Genomic DNA, 11,459 nt, shown 5'->3' with positions numbered 1-11,459 from the left:
ATGGCCATGTCCATGATCTTGTGGATCTTCTGCGCGTGGGCCTCGCCCAGCGCACCGCCGAAGATCCGGAAGTCGTGGGCGTAGGTGAAGACGGTGCGCCCGTGCACGGTGCCCCAGCCGACGATCACGCCGTCGGTGTGCGGCTTCTTGGCCTCCAGGCCGAAGCCCTGGGCGCGGTGCCGGCGCAGCGGCTCGACCTCGTGGAAGGAGCCCTCGTCCAGCAGCAGCTCGATGCGCTCCCGCGCGGTCAGCTTGCCCTTCGCGTGCTGGGCCTCGGTGGCCTTCTCGCTCGGGCCCCGCCGCACCTTCTCGCGGAGCTCGCGCAGCTCGGCGACCCGCCCGTGGGCGTCGGCCGGGACCTCGGGGACCTCGCCGCCGACCGGCGCCTCATGCACAACCGTCATCTCGAACCACTCCAAGGGTGAGGGAACTGTCCGACAGCCAACGTCTGCGTGCCCCCAGCTGCGAATCACTTTCTTCACTTATGACTGTACGAGGGGCCGTGCGCTGGTTTCGGCGTCGATTCCGTACAAGGTCGAGTTCGTTTAGCTGTGAGGGCTGGACAGAAACGGTCGGGCCGGGGTCTCAGCACTCGGTGCGTGTTCGAATACCGAGAGTTGTCGTGCGGGCGATGGTCCGATGATCTGAGCATGAAGAAAAGTGCAGGTCAGGGCTGTCTCTCCCCAATGTAGGGCGGCCATCTAGGGTGGTGCTCAAGCAGCGCTCAAGTCCGTCCCGGCCCCGGGTCGGACCCGCGCGCCGGGGCCCTCAGTCGTAGGGAAGCGCCAAAAACGCCGAAGCCCACCCGAGCCGTCCCGGGTGGGCTGTCCGAGGGAGCGTCCATCGGCTCCGATCAGCTCTTCCGACCGTCCTCCGGCTCGTCCCCGCCCCGCAGCTCCTCCTCGCGGCGGCGCAGATCGGCCTCCCACCGCTTCAGCATGTCCTCGTGCTCCTGGGCGCTCCGGTTGTCGCTCCCCTTCAACGGGTCGCCCTCGGGCCGGTCGCTCCTCGGCCGGTCGCCCCCGGGCCGGTCGCTCCTGAGCGAGGCCAGGAACTCCGGGTCGTCGTCCGGCGCCAGCGGGCGCCCGCGCCGCGCGGAGCCGGTCGGCGCCCCCGGGTGGCCGCCGGGCGCCCCCGCCCGCAGGAAGCCGCGCTGCTTGCCGGCCACCAGCCAGGCGATCGGACCCAAGGGCGGGAACAGCAGGACGATGATCAGCCAGATCGGCTTCGGCAGGTGCTTCGCCTCGTCCTCGGGGGTCACCAGGCAGTCGATGAACGCCCACACCCACAGCGCGAGCGGAAGGACGATGGTCAGAAGAATCCTCAGCACGGCTGCGATCTCCCCCCGGCGACGGCGGTAGCGGCGGCGGGCGCCTCCCCGGGGCCCTTGACGCAAGCCAGGCTATCGGGTGGCGGATACTGACAGACATGGCATACGACGATCTCCGCTCGTTTCTGCGGGCCCTCGACCGTGAAGGCGACCTCAAGCGCATCAAGGTGGAGGTGGACCCCCACCTGGAGATCGGCGAGATCGTCGATCGGGTGCAGAAGGCCAAGGGCCCGGCGCTGCTGTTCGAGAACGTCAAGGGCTCGTCGATGCCGCTGGCGATGAACGTGTTCGGCACCGAGCGCCGACTGGCCAAGGCGCTCGGCCTCAAGGGCCCGGACGACATCTCCGAGAAGATCGCCGGACTGCTCAAGCCCGAACTGCCCCAGGGCTTCACCGGCTTCCGGGACGCCTTCGGCAAGCTCGCCTCGATGGCGCACGTCCCGCCCCGGCACGTGAAGTCCGGCGACGCCCCGGTGCAGGAGGTCGTGCTCACCGGCGAGGACGTCGACCTGGACCAGCTGCCCGCCCTCTTCACCTGGCCGCTGGACGGCGGCTCCTTCTTCAACCTGGGCCTCACCCACACCAAGGACCCGGACACCGGCATCCGCAACCTCGGCCTCTACCGGCTCCAGCGGCACGACCGCCGGACCATCGGCATGCACTGGCAGATCCACAAGGACAGCCGAAACCACGCCGCCGTCGCGGCCAAGCGCGGTGAGCGCCTCCCGGTCGCGATCGCCTTCGGCTGCCCGCCGGCCGTCACCTACGCCGCCACCGCGCCGCTGCCCGGGGACATCGACGAGTACCTCTTCGCCGGGTTCATCGCGGGCGAGCGCGTGCGGATGGTCGACTGCAAGACCGTCCCGCTGCAGGTCCCGGCCGACGCCGAGGTGGTGCTGGAGGGCTGGCTGGAGCCCGGCGAACTGCTCCCGGAGGGGCCCTTCGGCGACCACACCGGCTTCTACACGCCCCAGGAGCCGTTCCCGGCGCTCACGATCGACTGCGTGACGATGCGCCGCCGTCCGATCCTGCAGTCCATCGTGGTCGGCCGCCCGCCGACGGAGGACGGCCCGCTGGGCAAGTTCACCGAGCGCTTCTTCCTGCCCCTGCTGAAGATCATCATCCCGGACATCGTCGACTACGACCTGCCCGAGGCCGGCGGCTTCCACAACTGCGTGATCGTCTCGATCGACAAGAAGTACCCCAAGCACGCCCAGAAGACGATGCACGCCATCTGGGGCGCCCACATGATGTCGCTGACCAAGCTGATCATCGTGGTGGACTCCGACTGCGACGTGCACGACTACCAGGAAGTCGCCTGGCGCGCCTTCGGCAACGTCGACTACAGCCGGGACCTCACCGTGGTGGAAGGCCCGGTCGACCACCTCGACCACGCCTCCTACCAGCAGTTCTGGGGCGGCAAGGCCGGTATCGACGCGACCAGGAAGCTGCCGGAGGAGGGCTACACCCGGGACGGCGGCTGGCCGGAGATGGTCTCCTCGGACCCGGCCACCGCCGCACTCGTCTCGCGCCGCTGGAAGGAGTACGGCCTGTGAGCACGGCAGCAGTCGAGACCCCGGGGCGCACCAGGGCGTTCCTGCGCCTGGTGATGATCGAGCACTCGGTCTTCGCCCTGCCCTTCGCCTACATCGCCGCGCTGACGGCCATGTTCCTCGCCGACAAGCGGGTGCACTGGGGCGAGCTGTTCATCGTCACGGTCTGCATGGTGGGCCTGCGCACCTTCGCCATGGCCGCCAACCGGATCATCGACCGCGAGATCGACGCCCGGAACCCGCGCACGGCGTCGCGCGAACTCGTCACCGGCGCGGTCTCGTTGAAGACGGCGTACGTCGGCTCGGCCGTCGCGCTCGTGGTCTTCCTCGGCGCGGCGGCGATGCTCAACCCGCTGTGCCTGGTGCTCGCGCCGGTCGCGGTGGTGCCGATGGTGGTCTACCCGTACGGCAAGCGGTTCACGGACTTCCCGCAGGCGATCCTGGGCCTCGCCCAGGCGATGGGCCCGGTGGGCGCCTGGCTCGCGGTGACGGGCAGTTGGTCCTGGGAGGCCGTCGTCCTCGGCGCGGCGGTCGGCATCTGGATCGGCGGCTTCGACCTCATCTACGCCTGCCAGGACGTCGAGTCCGACCGCCACGGCAAGGTGCGGTCCGTCCCGGCCCGGTTCGGCGTCCCCGCGGCGATCCGGGGCGCGCGGGTCTGCCACGTCCTCACCACGCTGCTGCTGGGCTGGTTCGCCGTCCTGACGCACGCGGGCGCGGCGTTCTGGATCGGCCTCGTGGTCGTCGCGGGCGCGTTCGTCTACGAGCACACCATCGTGAAGCCGAACGACCTGTCGAGGCTCAACCGGGCGTTCTTCCAGACCAACGGGTTCGTGGGCATCTCGCTGTTCTGCTTCGCGCTGATGGACCTCATCGTGCGCGGGCTCGGGATCTGACCGCGTGGCGGCCGACTGGCGGACGGACCGGATCGGCGCCGCACTGCGGGGCGGCAACCCCACCGTGCTGCGGAGGCTGGACGCCGGCTTCGCGGTCATCGGAGACGTCCAGTTCCTGCCCGGCTACTCGGTCCTGCTGACCGACACGCCGGGCGTGGAGCGGCTCACCGACCTGCCCCGCCCGCGCCGCCTCGCGTACCTCTCCGACGTCGACCGCCTCGCCGAGGCCGTCGAACGGGCCTGCCGCGCCGCCGATCCGGCCTTCCGCCGGGTGAACATCGAGATCCTCGGCAACAAGGACCCGTTCCTGCACGCCCACGTCTGGCCCCGCTACGACTGGGAGCCGGCCGGGATCGTCCAGCGGCCCGTCTGGCTCTACCCGCCCACCCACTGGCAGGACCCGCGGTACGCCCTCGGCCCGCCCCACGACGCCCTGCGCGCCGCCCTCACCGCCGAACTGGACGCGTCCGCCTGACGGCCCGCTGCCGCTGCCGCTGCCGGCCGGTGCGTGAGAAGTCGGCCGAGCCGACTTCTGGTGCGGAGTGGACCCCATAGCGGGACTCCCGCTGCACGGGCGTCGCCCGCCCCCGGCCCCCGGCCGCGCGAGAAGTCGGGCCGCCCGACTTCCCGCTCCTGGTCGGCCATGGCCGGGAATCGAGACCCCCAACGGTTGCCCTCGGGCGTCCGTCCCGCCTTAAGGCCCGTTCTGCGGTGCGCAGGAAGTCGGCCGGGTGACTCTGCTGGCGAAGTCGCTCGGGGTGGGTGTGGGCGCGTCGCCTTCGCCCGAGCCGACTGCCGGCCCTGCCCCATCCGCGCCCAGTGCACCACCGCCGCCCCCCACCTCGGCCGGGTCCTGGAGATCCACCCCGAACCCATCCACACGACACGGATGCGGATGCAGGCCGAACAGGACACTCCCCAATGGCGCGAGACCTACCGGGCCCGCGCCGGCATCGAAGGCACCGTCTCACAAGCGGTCCGAGGTCCCGGCCTGCGACGCTCCCGCTACCGAGGCCTCGCCAAGACCCACCTCCAAAACGTCCTCACCGGCATGGCCATCAACATCAGCCGACTCGGCACCCACTTCGACACCACACCCCGGCCAGCCCACCGCCCCACCCGCATCCACGCACTATGCACCCAACACGGCATCGCAACGGCAGCCTGACCTAGATCAAATACTTCGCCAGCAGAGTCGCCGAGTCGACTTCTGGTGCTGAGCTGCCCCAATCACGGGACTCCCGCTGCGCGGGCGTCGCCCACCTCGGCGCCCGGCCGCGCGAGAAGTCGGCCGGGTCGACTTCTCGCGCGTGGTCTCCCGTCCGGATACCGGCTGGGCCGGCCGCTCGTTGGCCTCGGGCGAGGTGCGCCCGATCGCCGTTGCTGCTGGCGGTTGACCAGTTGGGGGAGCGCCGCGCCCTCCCGGCGGCGTCCGCTACGCGGCTGGGCGGCGGGCGAAGGCCGGGGCGTGCTCCGGGCGCGGGCCGATCGCGATCATCCGTGAGAGGCCGAGCCGGATCGCCGGGACGTGGCGGGTGAGCAGCACGAACCGGACGGGCGGCCCGGCCCGCCGACCGCTGAGCACCGGCTGGAACATGACGCCGTGCAGGATCCGCTGCATCCGCTGGAGTGCCACCGTCGGCCACTGGCGCCGCCGCTGCACCCGGGCCAGGGCGGCGGGCGTCGGCCGACCGCGCCGCAGCGGCTCGGCGAGCAGGGTGGCGGCCGCGACGGCGTCCTGGATGGCGAGGTTGATGCCGATCCCGCCGGCCGGGGACATCGCGTGGGCGGCGTCGCCGATCAGCAGCAGCCCGTCCGTGTACCAGCGGTCGAGCCGGTTGAGCCTGACGTCGAGCAGGTGGACGTCGTCCAGGCCCGCCAACTGGTCCACGCGGTCGGCGTACTGCGGGAACACCCGGGCGATCCGCTCGCGGAACCGCTCGATGCCCTCGGCGCGCCGCTGTGCGTCGGCCCCCTTGGGCAGGAAGTAGCCGATCTGGAAGTAGTCGTCGCGGGTCAGGCTGATGGCCATCTCGCCCTCCCCGAACCCGGGGATGAGGCTGGGCGGCGCGGACTGCTCGTCGGCGTGCCGGGGCAGCCTGAACCACCAGACGTCGAAGGGCACCGGGTACTCCTCGGGCACCAGTCCGGCCGCCCGGCGCAGGGTGGAGTGCCGCCCGTCGGCGGCGACGGTGAGCGCGGCCCGGATCTCGCCCTCCTCGCCGTCGCGGGTGCGGTAGCGCACGCCGACCACCCGGCCGCCCTCCTGGACGAGGCCGGTCGCTTCGGCGTTCATCCGGATGGTGAAGGTCGGTTCCTGCTGGGCCTGCGTCACCAGGAAGTCGAGCAGGTCCCACTGCGGGATCATCGCGATGTAGTTGTACGGCGCGGGGAGCTTGTCGAAGGCGCTCAGCGCGACCCGTCCGAGGCCGGGCACCGGCACCACGAGGTTGCCGAGTCGGCTCTGCGGCAGCTCGGCGAACTTCCGGCCCAGGCCGAGTTCGTCCATCAGCCGCACGGTGGAGGCGTGGACGGTGTCGCCCCGGAAGTCCCGCAGGAAGTCGCCGTGCTTCTCCAGCACGGTCACCTCGATGCCGGCCCGGGCCAGCAGCAGGCCCAGCACCATCCCGGCCGGTCCGCCTCCGGAGATGACGACGCTCATGGCTCTCTCCCCTCGATCCGCGAGCCCCCGTTCCCCTGGCGGCATCCGCTTGGAACTCGCATACACAGAGTCTGTGGAACCGTCCCAGGTGTCAAGTAGTACCATGTTCCACATGGAGGATCTGGTGTCGGCCGCCCTCAGAGCGGCGAAGGAACGGAGCCAGGACGTCGCGGACGTCCCGCTGACGGCGATCGCGGCCGCGGCCGGAATCTCGCGCAGCACGCTGCTGCGGCGGCTCGGCGGCTCCCGGGCACCGCTGGACGAGGCGGTCCGGAAGGCGGGCGTCGACCCGGGCGGCCGGCCGCCGGTCCGGGAGCGGGCAACCGAGGCGGCGGCCCACCTGGTCGCCGAACGCGGCCTCGGTGGGGTCACCCTGGACGCGGTCGCGGACCGCGCCGGGTGCTCGCTGCCCAGCCTCCACACCGTCTTCGAGGGCCGGGACGGCCTCCTCGCCGCCGTCTTCCGCCGGTACGGCCCGCTGCCCGACCTGGAGGCGCTGGCGGCCGACCCGCCGGCACGGCTGGAGGACACCGTCCGGCTGCTCCACCGGAACTTCCTGGCCGCCTTCTGCGACGAGCCGCGGATCATGCCGGCGGTCTTCGCCGACCTGCTCAGCCGCCCGGACGGCCCCGCCGCCCGGATGATGGCGGCCAACATGCCGCAGATCGTCGACGGCCTCGGCCGGCTGCTGCTGCCCCACGTGGAGGCCGGGCGGCTGCGGCCGCTGCCGCTCACGGTGCTGGTGCAGCTGCTGCTCGGCCCGATGCTCAACCACGTGCTGCTGCGTCCGGTGCTCGAACCGGCGCTCGGCACCGACCTGCCCTCGCTGGAGGAGGCCTCCGCCCTCTTCGCCGATGCCTACCTGCGGGCGGTCGCCCCGGCCGGGCCCGACGGCGGAACACCCCGGGGAGAGTCGTGATCGGCAGGCTGCAGTGCCTGGTGCTCGACTGCCCGGAGCCGGCCGTCCTCGCCCGCTTCTAGGCCGCGCTGCTCGGCGGCCAGGTCGACCGCCCGGACCGGCGCTGGTTGCTCGGCGCCGACTGGTCCACCCTGCACCTCGACGACTGCACGGTGCTCTGCTTCCAGGCCGTCACCGACCACCGCCCGCCCCTGCCGGCCCGACCTGGCGCACCCGCAGCAGGCGCACCCGGACGTCGACGTGCCGGACCTCGACGCCGCCGAACCCGGGTGCTCGCCCTCGGCGCCGTCCGGCTCCGCGACCTCGGCGGCCGGCGCGTCTACGCGGACCCGGCCGGGCACCCTTCTGCCTGATCGGCGGTCAGGCCCGGTCCGGCCCCACCGCGCCGGACCGGACCTGACCGCGCCCCGGGGCCGGGAAGCGCCGAGCCCCGGCCCCCGGACGGTGCTGGAGGTCGGGGCTCGGGAGCGGGGCCGGACCGGGATCAGGCGCTGCGGCGGCGCCGCGCGAAGAAGACCGCGCCGATGCCGCTGACGAGCAGCGCGGCGGCGCCCGCCACCGACCGCAGCACGCCGTCCGAACCGGTGTGGGCGAGCTCGCCGCCGGTCAGCCGGCCACCGGTGGAGCCGGAGCCGTCGTCAGTGGTCAGGAGACCGGCCTTGACGGCGGTACCGGTGCTGTCGTCGGCGCCACCGGCCGGAGCGTCGGTGAGGTCCACCAGGAAGCCCTGCGGCCCCACGTACGCGGGCATGGACGGGCCGCCCTCGCCGAGGATGACCTCCGGGTTGACGTAGTTCACCTTCTTGCCGAGCGGCGCGCCGGTGGTGAAGGCCAGGCGGACGTGCTTGGTGACGGTCGCGCCGGCCGTCAGGTTCCTGTCCCCGGTGAGGTGGTAGGCGACCGGGCTGCCCGCCTGCGGGCCGGCGGTGCCGGTGACGTTCTCCCAGCCGCCGTCCGCCTTCCGCACCTGCAGGCTGCTGTGCGCGTCGGCCAGCACGACGAGGGAGGCGTTGTCGTAGCCCGAGGCACTCGCGTTGGTGACGATGACGTCGAACTCGACCGGGGCGCCGCCGACGACAGCGGTGTTCGGGGTGTTCGCGGCCTTCACCTCGAGCGCCTTCAGGGCGACGTCCTCGGTGTTCTCGGAGACGACGGTGTTCCCGGCGTCCACGATCGCGGAGTGGAGCTCGACGGTGCCGCTCTGAGCGGCCCAGTCGTTGTTGAGCGGGGCGGCCATGCGCAGCTGGAGGGTCCTGGTGGCCCCGGCGGCGACGGTCACGCCGGGGATCTCACCGGCGAAGTCGAAGGTCCTGTCGACGGCGCTGAAGTTCAGCGCGACGGGCTTCCAGGTGCCGTCGGCGTCGCGGTACTCGAGGGTGATGCGGTCCTTCGACCGGGCCCACTGGTTGCTCGCCTTCAGCTTCAGCGTGTACGACGCGTCGGCGCCGCCCGGGTTGGTGACGGTCTCGGTGAACTCGACCGGCTTGCCCCCGTTGCCGATCGAGGCCGGCGCCTGGACCGTCAGCGTCGCGGCGGTGGCGGCCGGGGTGGCGGTGAGCCGGACCGGGAACGCCTGGGGGCCCACGTGGGCGGGCATGGACGGGCCGCCCTCGCCGAGGACGGCCTTGCCGTCGACGTACACCGTGCCGAGGGGGGCGTCGGCCGCGAAGGCGAGGCGGACGTGCCGGGTCTCGGCGGCCCCCGGGGCGAGGGTCCTGTCGTCGGTGAGGTGGTAGGTGACCTGGGCGGAACCCGGCTGGGAGGAGGGAGTGGCGGTGACGTCCTGCCAGCCGCCGTCGGCCTTCCGGACCTGGAGCGTGGTGTGCTTGTCGGTCTGTACGACCCGGGAGACGTTGTCGTAGCCCGAGGCGCTGGGGTTGGTGAAGGTGACGTCGAACTCGACCGGGGCACCGCCGACGACGGCCGTGGCCGGGGCGTTCCCGACCTGGACGGTGACGGCCTTGAGCGCGACGTCCTTGGTGCTCTCGGAGACGACGGCCTTGCCGGCGTCCACGATCGCGGAGTGCAGCCGGACGTTCCCGGTCACCGAGGTCCAGTCGTTGTTGAGCGGGGCCGCCATGCGCAGCTGGAGGGTCCTGGTGGACCCGGCGGCGACGGTCACGCCCGGGATCTCGCCGCTGAAGCGGAAGCCGGTGTCGTCCTGGCCGAAGGCCAGCTCGACGGGCTTCCAGCCGCCGTCGGCACCGCGGTAGTCGATGGTGAGGCGACCCGCCGAGCGGGCCGCCGGGTTGCTGGCGTCGAGCTTCAGCGTGAAGGAGGCCTCGGCGCTGCCCGGGTTGGTGACGGTCTCGGTGAACTCGACCGGGCGGCCGCCGTTGCCGATCGACGCCGGCGGGTTGACCGCCAGCGACGGCCTGCCGGCCTCGGCCGTGGCCCGGGCGGTCGGCTCGGCCGACGCGGTGGCGGGGGCGGTGGCAGCGGCGGTGGCGGCGTTGGTGGTGGCAGCGGAAGTGGCGGCCGGTGCGTCGGCGGCGTAGGCGGCCGGGGAAGCGATGAGGGCGCCGGTGGCGAGCAGCGCGCCCAGGGTCGCGGCGGTGACGACGGTGGAGCGGGAACGGCGTGCACGCACGACGGACATCTGGATACCCCCAGGGTGTTGCGCCCGGCAGTGTTCCGCCGCCGGTCGATCATCACGGTTTCGGTCGGATCCGAGGTCCGGGGTTGTGTCCCCGGTGTCGCCTGCGGTCCGCTCCGGCGGCTCCCCGCCGCTCACTCACATAGACGTGCGGGGCCCCCGGTGGTTGCAGGTGGGTTCGGAGTTTTTCCGGAGGACCTCCGAGCGGGCTCTGAGCTGCGGTTCCGTCAGCTCGGGGCAGCCCGGCTCAGTCCAGGACCAGCCGGTCGCCCAGCCGGAGCCGTCCCGGGGCGGCCACCTCGGCCAGGGCGTCCAGGCGGCCGTCGTGGGCGTGCACGATCGCCTTGAGGATCTCGGGGGCGTGCGGGAGCCCCGGCTGGGGGGCGGCGGTCATCGCACAGCGCTCGCTGGAGGCGACGAAGGCGAGCCCCGCGCCGTCCGGAGCCTGGGCGCGGGCCCGGCGGCCGAGCCAGCTGTCCTCGACGAACGGCGGGGTGCCGGGCGGGGTGCGCAGCACGATGTTGGGGCGGAACCGCCGCTCGTCCACCACGGCGAAGGGGACAGCCTCGCGGACCCAGTCCAGGGTGGCGGTGGTGAGCAGGCTGACCGGCAGCCGGTCGAAGTGCGAGACGGCGTCCTCGCGGGCGAGTTCGACGTCCCCGCGCTGGAGGTAGGCCCGCAGGAAGGCGGCGGGCCGGTCGACGGGGCGGCCGAGCGGGTCGAACAGTTCGGGGCCGTCGATCCGGCGGCCGAGGCGGGCGGAGAGCCGGAGCAGGCCGTCCATCCGGCGGAAGCGGCGCGTGGTCTTGCCGGAGCCGAGCTTGCCGGAGGAGTCGCGGACGGCGTAGAGGCGGTCGCCGGCCAGGCCGCGCACGTCCACCTCGACGGAGTGGAGCCGCTCGCCGCCGGTGGATTTCACGGGGTAGCGCCAGAGTCGCTCGATCACTCCGATGATCTCAGCCATGGGCGGACAGCGTACTGGCGCCACCGGGGGATGGTCTAGACCAAGTCCCGCGTCTCGGTGGGGCGGCGGGCCCGCTCACCCCGGCCCGTCCACTGCCCGCTCACCCCGGCCCGTCCACCGCTCGCTCAGCCCAGCCGGTCCACCGCCCGCTCAGCCCGGCCGGGCACCGCCCGCTCAGCCCAGCCGGGCCACCGCCCGCACCGGTGCGCCGTCCGCCGCCTGCAACCGCAGGGGGAACAGCGACACCTCCACCGGTCGCCCCGCCTCCTGCGCCTCCAGCAGCGCCCGCAGGTCGGTCAGGTTCTCGGCGATCACCCCGCCGCCGTCCGCCCCCAGCAGCACCCGGTGGGCGGCCAGCGTCGGCTCCTCGGCGGACTGGTCGTGCTCGTCGGCGAGGTCGGCGAGCAGCGCCGCCACCGCAGGGTCGTCCGGGCCCGGATCGGGTGTCGGGGGGGGGGGCCGCCCCCCCCCCCCCCCCCCCCGGGCCCCCCCCCCCCCCCCCCCCCCCCCCCCCCCCCCCCCCCCCCCCCCCCCCCCAC

Annotated in this window: 12 protein-coding genes; 6 read left to right on the top strand and 6 right to left on the bottom strand. The window is 73.0% G+C overall.

Features of this window, described 5'->3' with window-relative positions; all coding sequences use genetic code 11:
• Positions 1 to 404, bottom strand: a 404-nt coding sequence (locus tag ACGF07_RS27310) for a carboxyl transferase domain-containing protein (protein ID WP_392902872.1), incomplete at its 3' end; no start/stop codon positions are given.
• A 449-nt stretch (positions 405 to 853) separates the two neighbouring features.
• Entirely contained in the window at positions 854 to 1,330 is a 477-nt protein-coding gene (locus ACGF07_RS27305) for a PLD nuclease N-terminal domain-containing protein (protein ID WP_392902869.1), read from the bottom strand.
• Positions 1,331 to 1,428: 98 nt separating this feature from the next.
• On the opposite strand from ACGF07_RS27305, the gene ACGF07_RS27300 reads away from it, so the two are divergent.
• The 4 genes from ACGF07_RS27300 to ACGF07_RS27285 all read left to right on the top strand — a co-directional run bounded on the left by ACGF07_RS27300 (position 1,429) and on the right by ACGF07_RS27285 (position 4,947).
• The gene (locus tag ACGF07_RS27300) at positions 1,429 to 2,886 is read left to right on the top strand and encodes a menaquinone biosynthesis decarboxylase (protein ID WP_350747989.1); all 1,458 of its coding nucleotides are present in this window, start codon (positions 1,429 to 1,431) and stop codon (positions 2,884 to 2,886) included.
• The gene (gene mqnP / locus ACGF07_RS27295) at positions 2,883 to 3,779 is read left to right on the top strand and encodes a menaquinone biosynthesis prenyltransferase MqnP (RefSeq protein ID WP_392902867.1); all 897 of its coding nucleotides are present in this window, start codon (positions 2,883 to 2,885) and stop codon (positions 3,777 to 3,779) included. Before ACGF07_RS27300 ends, mqnP begins: the two co-directional genes overlap by 4 nt.
• Before the next feature lie 4 nt (positions 3,780 to 3,783).
• On the top strand, positions 3,784 to 4,254 hold the full coding sequence (locus ACGF07_RS27290) for an HIT family protein (RefSeq protein WP_392902864.1): 471 nt from the start codon (positions 3,784 to 3,786) through the stop codon (positions 4,252 to 4,254).
• Positions 4,255 to 4,422: 168 nt separating this feature from the next.
• On the top strand, positions 4,423 to 4,947 hold the full coding sequence (locus ACGF07_RS27285; protein WP_392902861.1) for a transposase: 525 nt from the start codon (positions 4,423 to 4,425) through the stop codon (positions 4,945 to 4,947).
• A gap of 267 nt (positions 4,948 to 5,214) precedes the next feature.
• Here ACGF07_RS27285 and ACGF07_RS27280 read toward each other — a convergent pair whose 3' ends face one another.
• Positions 5,215 to 6,441, bottom strand: a complete 1,227-nt coding sequence (locus tag ACGF07_RS27280; protein ID WP_392902858.1) for an FAD-dependent oxidoreductase — start codon at positions 6,439 to 6,441, stop codon at positions 5,215 to 5,217.
• Positions 6,442 to 6,553: 112 nt separating this feature from the next.
• Between ACGF07_RS27280 and ACGF07_RS27275 the strand changes: the two genes are divergently transcribed.
• Together ACGF07_RS27275 and ACGF07_RS27270 are read left to right on the top strand one after the other, a co-directional pair.
• Positions 6,554 to 7,360, top strand: a complete 807-nt coding sequence (locus ACGF07_RS27275; RefSeq protein WP_350748001.1) for a TetR/AcrR family transcriptional regulator — start codon at positions 6,554 to 6,556, stop codon at positions 7,358 to 7,360.
• Positions 7,361 to 7,428: 68 nt separating this feature from the next.
• Positions 7,429 to 7,713, top strand: coding sequence for a VOC family protein (locus tag ACGF07_RS27270; protein ID WP_392902885.1), 285 nt, complete (start codon positions 7,429 to 7,431; stop codon positions 7,711 to 7,713).
• Between the two features lie 131 nt (positions 7,714 to 7,844).
• Here ACGF07_RS27270 and ACGF07_RS27265 read toward each other — a convergent pair whose 3' ends face one another.
• The 3 genes from ACGF07_RS27265 to ACGF07_RS27255 all read right to left on the bottom strand — a co-directional run bounded on the left by ACGF07_RS27265 (position 7,845) and on the right by ACGF07_RS27255 (position 11,337).
• Positions 7,845 to 9,950: a hypothetical protein gene (locus tag ACGF07_RS27265; RefSeq protein ID WP_392902855.1), complete on the bottom strand. Its 2,106-nt coding sequence runs from the start codon at positions 9,948 to 9,950 to the stop codon at positions 7,845 to 7,847.
• A 253-nt stretch (positions 9,951 to 10,203) separates the two neighbouring features.
• Positions 10,204 to 10,920 carry an MOSC domain-containing protein gene (locus tag ACGF07_RS27260; RefSeq protein ID WP_350749980.1) on the bottom strand — a complete coding sequence of 239 codons (717 nt, stop codon included), beginning with the start codon at positions 10,918 to 10,920 and terminating at the stop codon, positions 10,204 to 10,206.
• A 174-nt stretch (positions 10,921 to 11,094) separates the two neighbouring features.
• Complete coding sequence (locus tag ACGF07_RS27255) at positions 11,095 to 11,337, bottom strand: hypothetical protein (RefSeq protein ID WP_350749977.1); 243 nt, start codon at positions 11,335 to 11,337, stop codon at positions 11,095 to 11,097.
• Between the last annotated feature and the right edge of the window lie 122 nt (positions 11,338 to 11,459).

Source organism: Kitasatospora sp. NPDC048194, assembly GCF_043202455.1.
Lineage (GTDB): Bacteria > Actinomycetota > Actinomycetes > Streptomycetales > Streptomycetaceae > Kitasatospora.
Note: the sequence above shows the minus strand (reverse complement) of the source record. Positions and strands in the feature narration are given on the sequence as shown.